This window comes from Frigoribacterium sp. Leaf8 (assembly GCF_001421165.1).
Classification (GTDB): Bacteria; Actinomycetota; Actinomycetes; order Actinomycetales; family Microbacteriaceae; genus Frigoribacterium.
Window position 1 is genome coordinate 808,614 of the sequence record NZ_LMKB01000005.1, and the last position, 15,964, is coordinate 824,577.

Below are 15,964 nucleotides of genomic sequence, written 5' to 3' on the forward strand. Positions count from 1 at the left end.
GTCGCGGACGTCGGTCGCCGGTCGCGACCCGGCGCGCCGCTTCAGTCCTCGACGACCCAGCGCGGCCCGGGGCGGTTGCCGAGCAGGGTCTGCAGGCGGCGTCGGAAGCCCCACTGCGTGACGCGCAGCATGGCCTCGACGACGATGGCCTGGCTCATCTTGGACTCGCCGAGCTCGCGTTCGCGGAACTCGATGGGCACCTCGACGACGCGCCCCCCGCCGTCGAGGACGCGGAGGGTCATGTCGACCTGGAAGCAGTACCCCTTCGAGTCGATGCCCGTGAGGTCCATCGCCTCGAGGGCCTCACGCGTGTAGGCCCGGAAACCGGCGGTGACGTCCTTGAGCTGCAACCCGAGGGCCAGGCGGGCGTAGAGGTTGCCGCCGCGGCTCAGGACCTGGCGCGACACCGGCCAGTTGATGACCGAGCCGCCGGGAACCCACCGCGAGCCGATCGCGAGGCTCGGCGTGCCGGGGCCGGACGCGCTGACCAGGGCGATCATCTCGGGCAGCTTCTCGGGCGGGTGCGAGCCGTCGGCATCCATCTCGACGACGACGTCGTAGCCCCGCTCGAGGCCCCAGCCGAAGCCCATGACGTAAGCGGAACCGAGCCCGAGCTTGCCCGTGCGGTGCATCACGTGGATGCGGGGATCGGTGGCGGCCATCGTCTCGGCCAACTCACCGGTGCCGTCGGGGCTGCCGTCGTCGACCACGAGCACGTCGATCTCGGGGGCCGCGGCGAACAGGCGCCCCAGGATGAGCGGGAGGTTCTCGACCTCGTCGTAGGTGGGGAGGACGACGAGGGCGCCGGCGCCGGTGTGCGCGGAGGAGGTCATGCGATCGGGTGGCTTTCGGTACGGGGGCGGCAGGGTGCGTCCATCATTCCACGGCTGCGCCAGGGCCTCATCCGCGCTCGTCGAGCGTCGAGCAGTCGGCTGCCACGAACCAGCCGGTCGGGGCGATCGGCACGAGGGCCTTGCCGTCGTCGAGCACGACGTCCCCGCTGCGGCACTGGTCGACGACCTGGTCGTAGTTCGACTGCCACGGGCCGTAGTCGCTGCGGAGCACGTGGTCGAGCTGTGGGTGCCACAGGACGGCCCCGGCGAAGGCGGCGAGGAGGACGGCGCCCGCGACCGTCGTCACGGCGCGGCGCCGCGCGAGGAACGCGTCCGCGGCGAGGGCGACGGCGGTCAGGAGCAGCATCGACGGCACGAGCGCGTACCTCAGGTAGCCGGACGTCGCCAGCCAGCCCGGGCCGTTCAGACCGTATTCGGTGAGCCCGCTCGCGTTCGCGACGATGCCGGCGGCCCAGAGGAGCGGTGCGTAGACGACGAGACCCAGGACCAGCCAGAGACGTCGACGCCGCCCCGCCACGGCGGCCCAGCCGGCGCAGAGGACGATGCCCGCCAGCACGAGTACCGCGATGCCCCAGGACGTCTCGACGAGCAGGTCGGAGGCCGTTCCGGATGACGCGACGAAGGTCGACATGACCGGCTGAGCCAGGAAGCTGAGGACGAGGTCGGTCAGATCGGGTGCGGGGTAGGTCGACGCCGGACGGGGGAAGGCCCACGAGGTCCACAGCTGCACCGCCACCCCCACGAGCAGGGCACCGGACACCGGCCACGAGCGTCGGTGCCGGACGGTGACGAGGACGAGGGGAACCAGCAGGAGCGACTGGACCTCGGTGAGCGCGCAGACGAGGACGACGCCCGCCTGCAGGCCGCTGCCCCACCAGGTGCGCGGCACGTGCAGCACCGCCCAGAACAAGAGCCAGAGCAGGTACCAGTGCAGGTTGGCCAGGTTGCCGGACACCTCGATCGGGGCGATCGGGGCGAGCACGGTCGCGGCGGCGATCGCCACCCGGGCGGCCGAGGACACGACGTACTGACGACTGAGGACGAAGACGAGCGCGGTCACGAGGCCGACCACCCCGCAGCAGACCGCAGCGATCACGTGGGCCACGTCCCCGAGATCGCCCACGAGAACCGCCAGGTCGGTCGCCAGGCGCGCGCCGAGGTGCTGATAGCCGGCGTAGGGGGTCACGAGGGACTCCCAGGGGCCCAGGTCGAGCCGCTGCGAGAGGAAGATCGGGCCGTCCTCCGCCCAGAGGGTCGACCTCGCCGCCTCGGGGAGGCGCCACCACGACACGAGGGCCGCCACGACACCCAGCGCGGCAGCCGTGCCGACGTCAAGGACGAGGCGGGGCGCTCGTCGCGCGTCGGCGGCATCGTCGTCGACGAAGTCCGCCGACCGGTCGGTCGTGGTGTTCGGAAGCGCTCGGGTCACCGGACGATTCTCCTGCATCCCCGTCCGGGCGCGCTCCCCCGGCGCGCCGGGTGCCGGCCGGGTCGACTGTTAGCATCACTGCATGGTCTCGTTGGAGAAGACGCTCATCGTCATGCCCGCCTTCAACGAAGAGGCCGCGGTCGGAGACGTCGTCCGAGAGGTGTTCGGCGCCCTGCCCGGCATCAGCGTGCTCGTCGTGAACGACGGATCGCGGGATCGCACCGTCGAGGTGGCCCGTGCCGCGGGCGCGACCGTCCTCGATCTGCCCTTCAACCTCGGTGTCGGGGGGGGCCATGCGTGCCGGGTTCAAGTTCGCGCGGGCCAACGGCTTCGAGAACGTCGTGCAGGTGGACTCGGACGGGCAGCACGATCCGGCAGGGGTCCCGCTGCTGCTGAAGGCCCTGGAGTCCCACGACGTCGCCATCGGCGCCCGGTTCGCGGGCGAGGGCGACTACGAGGCGCGCGGGCCGCGCCGCTGGGCGATGGTCGTGCTCGCCACGGTCGTGAGCCGCATCGCCCACACGCCCTTGACCGACACCACCTCCGGATTCCGGGGGGCCGGCCCGCGGGCCGTCGAGATCTTCGCCGAGCACTACCCTGCCGAGTACCTCGGTGACACCGTCGAATCACTCGTGCTCGCCGCCCGGGCCGGCTGCCGCCTCACCCAGGTGCCGGTGTCCATGCGGGTCCGGGCCGGCGGCATCCCGTCACACGATCCCGCCAAGGCCGCCGTGTACCTCGGACGAGCGTGCCTCGCCCTCGTCATCGCGCTGTGGCGGCCGCCCCTGTCCCTGCGCAGCGACGCGGGGGTCGCCGCGTGAGCGTCACGACCTACGTCTTCGGCATCGTCTCGGCCCTCTTGGTGCTCGTCGTCGTCTTCGAGTTGTTGCGTCGTCGCCGCGTCCGCGAGCGCCACGCCCTGTGGTGGATGGTCGCGGGCACCCTCGCGCTGCTCATCGCCGTCTTCCCGCACGTCCTGACGGGCCTGGCCGGACTGCTCGGCATCGCCGTGCCCACGAACCTCGGGTTCTTCGTCTGCGTGGTCGTCCTCTTCCTCGTCTCGGTGCAACACAGCGCCGAGCTGACCATCCTCGAAGAGAAGTCGCGCACCCTGGCCGAACACGTGGCCCTCCTCGACGAGCGCGTCTCCCGTCTCGACCGCGCTGCGGACAGGAAGGCCTCGGCGGACGACGTGGGTGCCACCGGCCGTGGCGTGACGACGTCGCACCCCGAGGGCGATGCCACCGGGCACGAACCCGACGCGGGCCTGCGGACCGACGAGCCCACCGACCGGGCCGGCCGCTCATGACCGCGTCGCCCCGCGTCACGGTGGTGACGCTCGCCTATGGTGACGAGGCCGTGCTGGACCGAGCCGTCCGTTCGGTGCTCGACTCGACCGGCGTCGACGTCGACCTCGTGTTGGTCGACAACGGGTGCACGAGCGACGCCGTCCGCGACCTGCCCGATGATCCACGGCTGCGGATCGTGACCCCCCACGAGAACCTCGGCTTCGCAGGCGGTGTCAACCACGGTGCCCGCTTCGCGGAGGGCGAGTTCCTGGCCCTGGTCAACTCGGACGCCGAGGTCGCACCGGACGCCCTCGCCAAGCTCGTGGCGGTGGCCTCCCGCCCCGGCGTGGGCATCGCGACGGGCAGCATCCGGCTGGCATCCGATCCCGGACGCATGAACTCGGCAGGCAACCCCGTCCACGTCGTCGGCCTCAGCTGGGCCGGCGGCATGAACGAACCGGCGAGTGACCACGCCGCCCAGACCCTCGTGGCCTCCGCCTCCGGTGCAGGCCTCGCCCTGCGTCGCGACCTCTGGACGCGCCTGGAGGGATTCGCCGACGAGTACTTCGCCTACCACGAGGACGTCGATCTCAGCTGGCGCACCTGGCAGGCGGGACTGACCGTCGTCTACGTCCCTGACGCCGTGGTGATCCACCACTACGAGTTCAGCCGGAACCCCCTCAAGATGTTCCTGCTCGAGAAGAACCGACAGATCTTCCTGCGGACCGCCTACGGTCGACGCCTGCGCGTCGTGACCTGGCTGCCCGTCACCGCCCTCGGACTCGTCATGACCCTGGTGGCCCGGAGCCAGGGGTGGGCTGCCGAGAAGAAGCGGGCCGATGCCTGGGTACGTGACAACGCCGCGTGGATACGACAACGACGTCGGTGGGTGCAGAGCCGGAGGGTCGTGTCCGACCGAGACCTGGCCCCGCTGCTCTCGGCCACCCTGGACCAGCAGGTGTTCCCGCTCCCCGCCGGCGCCGGCCTCCTGCAGGCGTCGATGCGCCTCTACTGGAGGGTTGCGCGCTCGCTGCTCTGATCCACGTCCGGTGACGACGCCGACGGGCGACGGCCGACCGACAACAGGACGACGACCACGAGGTTGACCGTCGAGCCGACCAAGAAGCCGATGCTGCCGGACGACACTCCCGCCGTCGGGCCCGACGCGACCATCACCGTGACGCCCGCGACGAACCCGGCCACCGAACTGAGGGCCACCTCGCGGGACCGACCGGCGGCGAGCATGAGGGCCGCCGGGATGAGCGCGACGGTGAAGACGTAGACACCCAGCATCAGGAATCGCAACAGGGGTACCGCCGCGTCGCCCTCGGTCGGGTAGAACAGCGGCAGGTACCACGGAGCGAGCAGGACCATCGCTCCGAAGAGGAGAGCCGACCCCCCCGCGAATGCCAGGAACAACGACAACGGCCCACGGTGGCGGAGCGACGAACTCGTCGCCCGGTGGGCGAACGCGGGGATCACGATCTGACTGACGGCCTGGCCGAGCATGGACGCGGGAGTGGCCAGCGTGAAGGCTGCTGCGAAGAACCCGGCCGCGTCGCCCGGAGCCCAGACCTGGGCCGAGATCATGGCCAGTTGGAGCAGGCCGTTGGTCGTCAACCCGGCCACCACGTTCCATCGGGCGAAACCGAGGACGGGCGAGACCTCGAGCTCGGGTCCCGCCAGACGGTTGCCACGGGGCAGGCAGGCGACGGCGAAGACGAGGTAGCCGACGGTCAGGGGGACGAGCACCCAGGTGCCCTGACCGGTGAGGCAGACCACGATCAACAAGCCGAGCGCGCCTGCGGCCGAGACGGAGTCCCAGAGCGCGACACGGGCGGCGCCGTGACGCCCCAGCCGACCGCCGCGGGCGTAGGCGTAGAGCCCGTAGCCGACGACGAGCCCGGCGGCGGACACGGCCACGAGAGGAGAGTTGCCGAGAGCCATGGCGACGGGCACGGTGGCCGCGCCCAGGAGCAACGACGAGGCGAGCATGGTCCGTCCGAGGACACGGACGAGGGCGGCATCGGAGACGCGGCGGTGCAGGGCGAGGGCGAGGAAGCGCGAGGCGGTGTTCCCGGCCGCCGTCGGCCAGAGCAGGGCGACGAAGATCGACAGGGACAAGAGGGTCGAGGCGTGCCCGAGTGCTTCCGTGCCGAAGGTACGTCCGATCAACACCGTGTAGACGAGACGGCTGACGCCCTGAGCGCCGATCCCGACGGTCGAGAGAAGGGCCGCCGAGGCCATCGCACCGTTCTTCCGCTCCACCGTCGTCGCGGTCGCGCCCTTCACACTCATGGCGTCAGCCTACGGTCAGCCAGATCGAGGTAGCGCCCACCATCGATATCATCGTCGGGGCCGCCCGTGCAGTTCACGCCCTCGGGGTGCCTGCCGATCCCGCGATCTGAGGACCACATGAACGTCGACACCCGCACCGCCTCACAGCCCTCCCGTTCGAAGGGCAGGTCCCGGCGCCCCCTCACCACCTTCCTGCTCTCCTTCGTGGCGTTCTGCCTGCTCGGCGGTACCTGGGCCATGGCCAACCCCCTGATGTCGCTCCCCGACGAGCCGGCGCACACCATCCACGCCGCAGCCGTCGTTCGGGGTGAATGGTCCGGCACGCCCACCGGCAAGGGTGGATGGACAGACGTCGAAGTCCCCGAGTACATCGCGATAGCCCACGACCTGCCGTGCTTCGCCTTCCGCAACGCCGAGTCGGCCCAGTGCCAGATGCTCGTCCCGGACTCCGAGGTCGAGACCACCGTGACGACCTCGGCGGGTTCCTACGACCCCGCTTACTACGCCGTCGTGGGCCTCCCGTCTCTCGTCCTCGACGGGAAGGCCTCCTACTACGGCATGAGGGGCGTGAGCGTGATGCTCGTCTCCGCGTTCCTGGCCCTCGCCGTCGTCGCCCTGTCACAGCTCAGGCGACGGGGGTTCGCCCTCCTCGCCCTCGCCGTCGCGATCACCCCCAAGGTCCTCTTCCTGGCGAGCGGCATCAATCCCAACAGTCTCGAGATCGCCTCGGCCGTCATGCTGTTCTCCTGGCTGAGCCTGCTGGCCCAGAGATGGCGTGAGGACGGCGTCCCCCCGGTGCGCATCGCCATGGTCGCCGTCGCGGCCGTCGCCCTCGCGAACAGCCGCAGCATCGGCCCGCTCTACGTCCTGATCATCGTCCTGGCGACCCTGTTCGACCTCGAACTCGTCAAGCGCCTCCTCCGATCCCGCGCCTTCTGGGTCGGCGTCGTCGCGATCGGCGTCGGGACCGCCTTCAGCCTCGCCTGGACGGTCCTCTCGGCGAGCCTCAGCGTGTCGACCGAGAGCGCGGGCACAGGCACGGGCTTCGGTCTCGCCTTCCGGACCATGGCCTTCCTGACGTTCGAGAACCTGACCGGCTACGTCGGCATCTTCGGTTGGCAAGAGGTCCCCGCACCCTTCACCACCGTGGCCATCTGGGGCGGGCTGATGTTCGCCTTGGCCGTCGCCGGGCTGTTCCTCGGCCGGGGCCGACCGCGTCGCACCGTCCTGCTGCTCATCCTGGCGTTCCTGTTCATCCCGCCGCTCATGCAGGGCTACGCAGCGGCCGACTACGGCTACATCTGGCAGGCACGCTACCTGCTGGCGATCGTCTGCCCTCTCGTCATCGCCGGAGGAATCGCCCTCGACGACGCCTTCCCGACTGCGTTCACCCTGCCTGGTGCCCGCCGCCTCGCGGGCTTCGTCCTGGTCATCCTCGCCATCATGCAGTTCCACACCTACGTCTGGAATCTCCAGCGCTACGTGCTGGGAATGCCCGATGGCTGGTCGCGCATGTTCACCGATCCCGAGTGGCTGCCACCGGGCGGGTGGTACATCTGGGCTGCGGTCCTGCTCGTGACCCTCGTAGGCGGTGCCGTGCTCCTCGGCCGGGCGGCGTTCTCGCCGATGGACGACGTTCCAGCGACCGACGCCCCGTCGCTCGGAGCCTCGGATCGTGCCGACACGCGGCTGGCGGAACCCGCCGTCGATGATCGCGCCTCCTCGGTGGGGCCCCCCTCCGCCTGACGCCGCGAGGCGATCCACCCCGGCCGGGTGGAAGCACGAACGGGTGGCAGCCTCGTCGGCTGCCACCCGTTCGTGGTCTCGCCCCAGGGGGCCTCAGACGGTCAGGGAACGGTCACCGTCCGGCAGCCGAGGTTCAGCTGCCCCACGCCCGACGAGTCCTTGGCCGTGCCGCACACGGTCCGAGAACCGGGAGCGGCGGGGACGACCACCCCGAAGCCGTGCAACGGACCCGAGGTCGGGTACGACCGCGCGACGTCGGGACGGCTCTGGTCGGCGACGACCGTGGCGGCGGCGGCACCATCCACGGTGAACGCGACGGGCAACGGCGCAGCCGTGTCGGGATCGACCACCCAACCGTTCACCCGGACCCCTCCGGTCGTCCCGACGGCCGACTCGAAGTTGCCGACCGGCAGCGCGCCGCCGACCACGACGGTCCGGCATCCCAACGTCGTGTTGCTCGTGCCCGCGCCCTGGTTGATGGCGTAGACGCAGACCGAGTGGGACCCGGCCGACGCCGTCACGGTCGAGCTGAAACCGTGCGCTGCTCCGTAGGCGGGGTAGTTCCGGGCGATGTCCGGGCGAGCGTTCGACGCGGTCGTGACGCGTCCGACGCCGTCGACGTACACGTGGACGGGGATCGACGCAGTGGTGTCACCGTCGAGGGCCCATCCGGCGACCGTGATGGCGTTCGCCGAGGTCGAGACGACGTCGAGCGCTCCCACCGGTGTCGAGCCGACCGCCGTGACCGTCTTGCAGCCGAGGTTCGAGTTGCCCCCCGCGCCCTGGTTGATGGCGAAGAAGCACACCGAGCGCGCGCCCGCCGAGGCGGGCAGATCAGCCGTGAAACCGTGTGCCGCCCCGTTCGCCGGGTACGCGCGCCCGATGTCGGGTCGTTGCCCGGAGGCGCGTAGGGGGTACCCGACGCCGTCGACGTAGGCGTGGACGGCGATGGAGGCGGTGCTCTCGGGGTCGAGGGCCCATCCGTTGACGCGGACTCCGCCAGGAGCGGCGACGACCGAGTCGACGGCACCGACCGGGGACGCCGACGCGATCGTGACGGTCCGGCAACCGAGGGTCGTGTTGCCGTTGCCGCGCAGGCCGATGGCGTAGACGCAGACCTCGTGGACGCCGGGGGACGCCGGGACGGTGCCCTGGAAGCCGTGGTTGTTGCCCTTGGACGGGTACGCAGCACCCACGTCGGGTCGCGACCGGTCCGCCGTCAAGGGGTACCCGGTCTTGTCGACGTACACGTGCACCCCGATGGGCGCGGGCAGGTCGCGGTCGAAGGCCCACCCGTTGACCGAGACGGACTCGAGACCGGTCGTCAGCGAGTCGAGCGCGCCCTGCGGACCGTTGCCGCCGGTCGTCGAGCCGAACCAGTCGGTGAAGTACACCCAGAAGTTGCGGTTGCCGTAGGCGGAGCACGAGTCGCCCGTCCCGTTGAGGTTCGCAAGCGCCGGGGCATTGGGCGTGTAGGGCGTGTAGTAGTACAGGTTGGCGGTCGCCTGGTTCTTGATGAAGACGGACTTCGATCCGCAGGCGGCGTTGGGGTTGTAGAGCACGGTCCGATTGCCACCGGGTGCGTACTGCGTGAAGTAGTTGCTCGTCCCGGCCGGGTTGGCGTACCGCTTGAACTGCCACGACGCCTTGTAGAGCTGGTTGTAGACCCCGGCGAACGACGGATCGCAGCCACCGTTGGCACTGTCCGGGCAGGCGTACCCCATGGCACGCTCGAGCCGGGCATCGGACGGGGCCCTGGCGATCGAACCCGAGACCAGGCTCTGCTCCTTCTGCAGCGTCACCAGCAACACCTGCGGGTTGATGCCGCAGGCCTGGGCGACCTTGGCGATGATCCGCGAGACCGGCTCCTGGCTCGCCCCCTGATAGGCGTTGCACATGGCGTCGGCCGGACGCGACGCCGTGTCGAGGCGCTTCACGTTGAGGCAGTTCGAGTTCGAGCAGCTGCCGATCCGGGACGCGAGGAAGGACTGCACCTGCGATTCGGACATCGCCCCCGAATTGAAGAACACCTGGTCCGTGATGATGTTGCCCGGGTCGAAGTCCGCCCCCGAGAGAGCCTGGGCCGGCGGCGAGGACGCCCCCCATGACAAGCCGGTCAACAGACCGGCGGCGACGGCGACGGCCGCAGCCATCGCGATGATCCTTCTGGACACGGGTGGCCTCCCTGGGGCACGCGGTCGAGGCGCCTCCCCACCGCCGCCCCCTGGCGGCGTACCTCGTCGTTCGAGCGGGAGACCGGATGCGAAGCCCGACCAGTCCTCCGACTTTAGCCTCCCGTACCCCGACCGGAAGGCCCTGTCCCCCGAAGACGGGTCAGTGGTCGATCGACCTCAGCGACTGCTCGACACGCCGACGCTCACCCCTCGTCACGCCCGAGCGCCGACGCGAGACGAGCGCCCCGGCGACCGCCGACGGCAGCCCACGGCACACCGAGCCCCAGTCCCGACGTGACAGCTGGGCCCCGCGGGGGCGGGCCAGATCGATCAGGAGGCGCGCGAGGGTCCGCAGCGTCACCCGCGCCACGAACCCTGCCGAACCGTTGCGGACGACGACGAGCAGGCGGTTCCGCATGCTCTGTCGCCGCACGAGGGCACCGCTACCGGCCGAGCTCGCCGCGTGTCGATGGATCGTCCGGGCCGAGGCGGCGTGCACGATCTCGAGGCCCGCGAGCCGGAGCCGCCACGAGACGTCGAGGTCCTCGTAGTACATGAAGAGCCCCTCATCGAAGCCCCCGACGGCCTCGAGGGCCGTCCGCCGGACGAAGGCCGCCCCTCCCGAGAATCCGAAGGGGTCGGCAGGATGGTCGACGACGTCGTCGGAGGGCCGCAGCCAGTCTCGATCGCGACCGTTGCCGTCGGGGGCGAGTTCGACACCGGTTCCGTTCAGCAGGCCGACGGCCTCGGGAGCCGACGACCGGAGCCACGCCGTCCCGCGGCCGTCGACCAGCGCACCCTCGTCCCGAGCGGTGGCGCGTACGAAACCGCCCTCGAGCGTCACGGTGGCCGAGGCGGCGGCCACCCGAGGTCCGCCGGCGCGCAGGGCTGCGAGGCCCGCCTCCACGAAGCCGGGTTCGGCGACCGCGTCGTTGTTCAGCAGCACGACGACGTCACCGCGCGAGGCCTCGATGCCTCGACGCACCCCACCCGCGAAGCCGGCGTTGGTCGCCTCTTCCACCACGACGAGATCGGGAACGAGGCGCCGGAACGGTTCGGTGCCGCCAGGCGACGCCTCGTTCTCGACGAGGACGATCTCGAACGAGGCGCTCGCTCGCTGGCCGACGAGCGACTCGAGGCAGCGCAGCGTGAGTTCGGGTTGACGCCAGTTGACGACGATCACGGATGCGTCCATCCGACCATTCTGACAGCGCCGGGGGCGGGTGCCGGTGACGCCCTCGTATAGTGGGAGCGCACTCGCGGGGCCCACCGGCCCGCACCACCGTCCTTGGGAGTACCCACCGTGCCTGTTTCCACGTCGAGCGTCGTCTCGGTCGTCATCGTCAATTTCCGCGGGACGGACGACACCCTCGAGTGCGTCGCCCGCCTCACCGAGGTGGATTGGCCGACCGACCAGCTCGAGATCGTCGTGGTCGAGAACGGTTCGGGCGACGACAGCCGTCAGCGTCTCGAGGCCGAGCTCGGTGGCCACGCCAACGTCAAGATCGTCGTCTCGAAGGACAACCTCGGGTTCACCGGTGGCAGCAACCTCGGCGCCAAGAAGGCCAAGGGCGAGTTCGTGGCGTTCCTGAACAACGATGCCAAGCCCCACCCCGGATGGATCCGTGAGGCGCTCGACCAGTTCAACGTCAGTCCTCGGGTCGCGGCAGTCGGCAGCAAGGTCCTGGACTGGGACGGCAAGGCCATCGACTTCGTCCAGGGCAGCCTCACCTGGTTCGGCATGGGTTATAAGGACCGCGTCACCGAGGTCGACGACGGCCAGTTCGACACCCCGAAAGACCTGCTCTTCGGCACGGGCTCCGCCTTGTTCGTGCGCAAGTCCGTCTTCGAGCAAGTCGGTGGCTTCGACGAGAAGCTGTTCATGTTCTACGACGACGTCGACCTCGGCTGGCGACTGAACATCCTGGGCTACCGGGTCCGATTCGCACCGCAGTCGATCGTCTTCCACAAGCACCACGGCTCGATGAAGAGCTTCGGCGAGCACCGAGAGATGTACCTGCTCGAGCGCAACGCCCTGATGCTGCTCTTCAAGAACCTCTCGGACGAGAGCCTCGCGAAATTCCTGCCCGGCGCCCTCGCGTTGCTCGCCCGCCGCGCCGTGGCCAAGAGCGGCCTCGACTCCGAGATGTTCGACATCCGCCGCTTCGTCGGGGCGGCCGACGAGTTCGACCCCGAGACCCCCGTGTCGAAGGACACCATGGCGGGCCTCTTCGCACTCGACCAGTTCGTCGCCGAGCTGCCCGATCTGCAGGCCGCGCGAGACGACCTGCAGGCACGCCGGACCAAGACCGACGGAGAAGTCTTCCGGCTCTTCGGCGACATCTTCAAGCCGCTCTTCGGCGACCCCTACTACCTCGAGGGTTTCCGCTCCATCGTCGACGCCTTCGACATCCGCGAGCACACCCAGCGGACGAAGGTGCTCGTCATCACGGGTGATGCCATCGGCGACAAGATGGCCGGGCCGGCCATGCGGGCCTGGAAGATCAGCGAGGCCCTCTCCGAGCACAGCGACGTCCGGCTCCTCACCTGGAACGTCGCGGCCCGCAAGTCCGACCTCTTCGAGGTGGATCGCGTCCGCCTCCAGAACGAGCACGAGATGAAGGCGCACGAAGAGTGGGCCGACGTCATCGTCTTCCAGGGCCACGCCCTGCACCACTTCACGACCCTCAAGAGGTCGAAGAAGATCATGGTCGCGGACCTCTACGACCCGATGCACCTCGAACAGCTCGAACAGGGCCGAGAGTGGGGCCTCGCGCAGTGGAAGAACCAGGTCGCCTCGGCCACCGACGTCCTCAACGAGCAGCTGCTCCGAGCCGACTTCTTCCTCTGCGCCTCCGAGCGTCAGCGTCTCTTCTGGCTCGGGCAGCTGGCCGGCCTCGGGCGCATCAACCCCGAGAACTACGCGGCTGACGAAAACCTCGAGAAGCTCATCGCGATCGCCCCGTTCGGCATGGACTCCACTCCCCCTGCGCACACGCGCAAGGCCATCCGGGGCGTCGTCCCGGGCATCGGCGAAGACGACAAGGTCGTCATCTGGGGCGGCGGGATCTACAACTGGTTCGACACGCTCACCCTGATCCGTGCCATCGCCCTGCTCGCCGAACGGCGCCCGGACGTCCGCCTGTTCTTCCTCGGGGTGGCCCACCCCAACCCCGACGTGCCCGAGATGGCCATCGTCGCGCGGACCCGCCAGCTCGCCGCCGAGCTGGGAGTCGCCGGCAAGAACGTGTTCTTCAACGAGCAGTGGGTCGCCCTCGACGACCGCGCCAACTACCTGCTCGAGGCCGACGCCGGCGTCAGCACGCACTACGACCACATCGAGACGACGTTCTCCTTCCGGACGCGCATCCTCGACTACATGTGGGCGAACCTGCCCATCGTCACGACCCGGGGTGACAGCTTCGGCGATCTCGTCGGCGCCGAGGGGATGGGTGTGGCCGTCCCCGAGCGTGACGTCGAAGCACTCGCCGACGCGCTCGAGTCCGTTCTTTACGATCCCGAGGTGACGGCGGCGACCCGGGACGCGGTGTCCCGGGTTCGCGAGGACTTCACCTGGGAGAAAGCGCTCTCCCCGCTCGTGGAGTTCTGCCGTGACCCGCACGTCGCACCGGACCGTGCCCTCGAGAGCACGGCGGTCACGACCGTCAAGGCGCTGCGCGGCAAGGTCGCCAGGTCGAGCGAGGAGAAGTTCCACGAGATCGCCAACCGCCGTCACGGCGTCGCGCGCGACATCGCGCTCGCCCGCCACTACGTGACCGACGGAGGCGGCATCGAGGTGCTGCGCAGCAAGGTGCAGAACCGTCTGGCGACCATGCGCGCCAGCAAGTACGGCAAGTAGGCTCCCGCCCTCCCGTGAACCGGTCCGCCTCAGCCGACCGGGGTATAGTGCTTCAGTTTTGACCACGAAGGGGTCCACGCCCATGACCACCACGACACCGAGCAGTACGTCGGGCGAGCGCTTCGAGCGCCTCGCGAAAGAGCCCATGGTCGTCGCGGGCCAGCCGTCGAAGGTCTTCGGCGGCACCTTCGGCATCGTGCGTGAGATCTACTCGCACCGGCAGCTCCTCGACCTGCTGATCCGACGCGACCTCAAGTCGCGCTACAAGGACAGCGCGCTGGGGTTCCTCTGGACCCTCATCCGCCCCATCACCCAGCTGATCATCTACTACGTCGTCCTCGGGCAGATCCTCGGCGCCGCGCGCAACATCCCCGAATTCGCGGTCTACATCTTCTCTGGCCTCACGATCTACGGGTTGTTCAGTGAGATCATCGCGGGCTCGACGTCGTCGATCGTCAGCAACGGTGGCCTGATCAAGAAGGTCTACACGCCTCGAGAGATCTACCCCCTGGCGAGCATCGGCTCGGCCCTCTTCAACTTCGGCATCCAGATGGTGGTACTGGTCGGGGCCACGATCGTCACGGGCAGCTTCCCGGCGCACCTCGACATCCTGTACTTCTTCCCGTCGGTGCTCCTCATCCTGATCTATGGCACGGCGTTCGGACTCCTGCTCGCCGCGTTGAACGTCTACCTGCGCGACATGCAGTACCTGGTCGAGGTGTTGTTGATGCTCGCGATGTGGGCATCACCCATCGTCTACGCCTGGACGATGGTCTCGAACGCCCTGACGGGTGGCCGTGAATGGCTGCTCGGTCTCTACACCGACAATCCGATCACCCTCGCGGTGCTCGGATTCCACCGTGCCTTCTGGATCGCCGGCGACGACTCGTCGTACCCGGCCGACCTGTTGCTGCGCATGGGCGTCGCCGCCTTGATCGGGCTGGTGCTCGTGTACGCGTTCCACCGCGTCTTCGCCCGCCTGCAGGGCAACTTCGCCCAAGAGCTCTAGACCCGAACGGACGTCCCGCACCCATGAGCACCGATCAGTTGTCGACCCCTCTGGCCTCACCCGATTCCCCCGCCGGCTCGCCCACCGTGGTGTCGATCGAGAACGTGTCGAAGAAGTTCGTCATCCGCAAGGACAACTCGCTGAAAGAGCGTCTCGTCACCCTCGGACGCGCCGGTCGTCGGCACAGCGAGGAGTTCTGGGCGTTGAAGGACGTCTCGCTCGAGATCCCCGCCGGCAGCACCATCGGTCTCCTCGGCCCCAACGGCTCCGGCAAGAGCACCCTGCTGAAAGCCATCGGCGGCATCATCGAGCCCACGTCCGGGTCGATCAAACGTCGTGGTCGACTCGCCGCCCTGCTCGAGTTGGGCGCCGGCTTCCACCCCGACCTGACCGGCCGGGAGAACGTCTTCCTGAACGCCTCCATCCTGGGTCTCAGCCAGGCCGAGACCGAGGACCGCTTCGACGACATCCTCGCCTTCTCGGGCATCGGCGACTTCATCGACACCCAGGTCAAGTTCTATTCGTCGGGCATGTACGTGCGGCTGGCCTTCGCGGTCGCCATCCACACCGATCCCGACGTCCTGCTCGTCGACGAGGTGCTGGCCGTCGGTGACGAAGCCTTCCAACGCAAATGCCTCGACAAGATCCGCGAGTTCCAGCGACAGGGCCGCACGATCATCCTCGTCAGCCACTCGCTCGGGCAGGTGCAAGAGCTCTGCGACCGGGCGGTCGTCCTCTCCCGAGGTGAGGTCAAGTTCGCCGGGTCGGCAGCGGACGCGGTCAAGAACTTCCGCGACATCCTCGAGGGTCGGCGAATCGCCGAGGCAGAAGCCGCCGAACCCGAGGTCGAGGCGGCGCCCGGCCGCGTCACCGCGACCGAGGTCTTCGTCGAGGGACGCGCCGCCGGCGAAGAGCTTCAGCCCGGAGACACCCTCGTGGTCCGCATGCACTACAGCCACAGCACGCCCCTGCAGACGTGGCATTCGGGGTTCAAGATCGAGACGAACCTGGGCACGCAGGTCTACGGAACCGACAGTCGTCGGATGGGTCTCCGACACGCCCCCCTCGACGGGACGGCCAGCGTCGAGTACCGCCTCGACGACATCCAGTTCGGAGGCGGGCCCTACTTCGTCCACAGCTTCCTCGCCGCGGCCGACGGGTCACACATCGCCATCCAGCGTCAGGCCGCGCGGTTCGTCATGGCCGACGACGAGTACGCGGCCGGAGTCGTCCGCATCCCGGCCACCGTCCGAGAGCTCGAATCCTGAGCGGACGCGGCCCGGGGACGGTCCTGCTCGACGCGACG

General features: G+C 69.3%; 11 protein-coding genes and 1 pseudogene. 7 read left to right on the forward strand and 5 right to left on the reverse strand.

Annotated elements, in window-relative coordinates; genetic code table 11:
- Positions 1 to 41 precede the first annotated feature (41 nt).
- The gene (locus ASL10_RS08465) at positions 42 to 833 is read right to left on the reverse strand and encodes a polyprenol monophosphomannose synthase (protein WP_056046323.1); all 792 of its coding nucleotides are present in this window, start codon (positions 831 to 833) and stop codon (positions 42 to 44) included.
- Between the two features lie 67 nt (positions 834 to 900).
- A complete protein-coding gene (locus ASL10_RS08470) occupies positions 901 to 2,283 on the reverse strand; it encodes a hypothetical protein (RefSeq protein ID WP_056046325.1) in 1,383 nt (460 codons plus the stop codon).
- Between the two features lie 82 nt (positions 2,284 to 2,365).
- On the opposite strand from ASL10_RS08470, the pseudogene ASL10_RS08475 reads away from it, so the two are divergent.
- The 3 genes and pseudogenes from ASL10_RS08475 (at position 2,366) to ASL10_RS08485 (ending at position 4,611) form a co-directional block, all read left to right on the forward strand.
- Positions 2,366 to 3,104: pseudogene (locus ASL10_RS08475) on the forward strand (glycosyltransferase family 2 protein).
- A complete protein-coding gene (locus ASL10_RS08480; RefSeq protein WP_082460294.1) occupies positions 3,101 to 3,592 on the forward strand; it encodes a DUF2304 domain-containing protein in 492 nt (163 codons plus the stop codon). The pseudogene ASL10_RS08475 and the gene ASL10_RS08480 overlap by 4 nt, the downstream one beginning before the upstream one ends.
- A complete protein-coding gene (locus ASL10_RS08485; protein ID WP_056046328.1) occupies positions 3,589 to 4,611 on the forward strand; it encodes a glycosyltransferase family 2 protein in 1,023 nt (340 codons plus the stop codon). Before ASL10_RS08480 ends, ASL10_RS08485 begins: the two co-directional genes overlap by 4 nt.
- Here ASL10_RS08485 and ASL10_RS08490 read toward each other — a convergent pair.
- Positions 4,581 to 5,870 carry a lipopolysaccharide biosynthesis protein gene (locus tag ASL10_RS08490; protein WP_157485340.1) on the reverse strand — a complete coding sequence of 430 codons (1,290 nt, stop codon included), beginning with the start codon at positions 5,868 to 5,870 and terminating at the stop codon, positions 4,581 to 4,583. The two genes, ASL10_RS08485 and ASL10_RS08490, sit on opposite strands and share 31 nt — an antisense overlap.
- 117 nt (positions 5,871 to 5,987) lie before the next feature.
- Here ASL10_RS08490 and ASL10_RS08495 point away from each other — a divergent pair, with 117 nt between their 5' ends.
- Positions 5,988 to 7,616 (forward strand): DUF2142 domain-containing protein, encoded by a 1,629-nt coding sequence (locus ASL10_RS08495; protein WP_056046334.1) that lies wholly within the window; start codon positions 5,988 to 5,990, stop codon positions 7,614 to 7,616.
- A 101-nt stretch (positions 7,617 to 7,717) separates the two neighbouring features.
- Here the strand turns inward: ASL10_RS08495 and ASL10_RS08500 are convergent, their stop codons facing one another.
- Positions 7,718 to 9,769 carry a hypothetical protein gene (locus tag ASL10_RS08500; protein WP_056046337.1) on the reverse strand — a complete coding sequence of 684 codons (2,052 nt, stop codon included), beginning with the start codon at positions 9,767 to 9,769 and terminating at the stop codon, positions 7,718 to 7,720.
- 181 nt (positions 9,770 to 9,950) lie between these two features.
- On the reverse strand, positions 9,951 to 10,985 hold the full coding sequence (locus tag ASL10_RS08505; protein ID WP_056046340.1) for a glycosyltransferase family 2 protein: 1,035 nt from the start codon (positions 10,983 to 10,985) through the stop codon (positions 9,951 to 9,953).
- A gap of 108 nt (positions 10,986 to 11,093) precedes the next feature.
- On the opposite strand from ASL10_RS08505, the gene ASL10_RS08510 reads away from it, so the two are divergent.
- The 3 genes from ASL10_RS08510 to ASL10_RS16550 all read left to right on the forward strand — a co-directional run bounded on the left by ASL10_RS08510 (position 11,094) and on the right by ASL10_RS16550 (position 15,926).
- Complete coding sequence (locus ASL10_RS08510) at positions 11,094 to 13,649, forward strand: glycosyltransferase (RefSeq protein ID WP_056046341.1); 2,556 nt, start codon at positions 11,094 to 11,096, stop codon at positions 13,647 to 13,649.
- A gap of 82 nt (positions 13,650 to 13,731) precedes the next feature.
- Positions 13,732 to 14,658 (forward strand): ABC transporter permease, encoded by a 927-nt coding sequence (locus tag ASL10_RS08515; protein WP_056046344.1) that lies wholly within the window; start codon positions 13,732 to 13,734, stop codon positions 14,656 to 14,658.
- Between the two features lie 23 nt (positions 14,659 to 14,681).
- Complete coding sequence (locus ASL10_RS16550; RefSeq protein ID WP_056046345.1) at positions 14,682 to 15,926, forward strand: ABC transporter ATP-binding protein; 1,245 nt, start codon at positions 14,682 to 14,684, stop codon at positions 15,924 to 15,926.
- Positions 15,927 to 15,964: the final 38 nt, after the last annotated feature.

What these genes read in the sequence shown, in the direction of transcription:
- ASL10_RS08465 (WP_056046323.1), bottom strand. Translation starts at nt 833, where the DNA reads ATGACCTCCTCCGCGCACACCGGCGCCGGCGCCCTCGTCGTCCTCCCC.
- ASL10_RS08485 (WP_056046328.1), top strand. Translation starts at nt 3,589, where the DNA reads ATGACCGCGTCGCCCCGCGTCACGGTGGTGACGCTCGCCTATGGTGAC.
- ASL10_RS08490 (WP_157485340.1), bottom strand. Translation starts at nt 5,870, where the DNA reads ATGAGTGTGAAGGGCGCGACCGCGACGACGGTGGAGCGGAAGAACGGT.
- ASL10_RS08495 (WP_056046334.1), top strand. Translation starts at nt 5,988, where the DNA reads ATGAACGTCGACACCCGCACCGCCTCACAGCCCTCCCGTTCGAAGGGC.
- ASL10_RS08500 (WP_056046337.1), bottom strand. Translation starts at nt 9,769, where the DNA reads ATGGCTGCGGCCGTCGCCGTCGCCGCCGGTCTGTTGACCGGCTTGTCA.
- ASL10_RS08505 (WP_056046340.1), bottom strand. Translation starts at nt 10,985, where the DNA reads ATGGACGCATCCGTGATCGTCGTCAACTGGCGTCAACCCGAACTCACG.
- ASL10_RS08515 (WP_056046344.1), top strand. Translation starts at nt 13,732, where the DNA reads ATGACCACCACGACACCGAGCAGTACGTCGGGCGAGCGCTTCGAGCGC.
- ASL10_RS16550 (WP_056046345.1), top strand. Translation starts at nt 14,682, where the DNA reads ATGAGCACCGATCAGTTGTCGACCCCTCTGGCCTCACCCGATTCCCCC.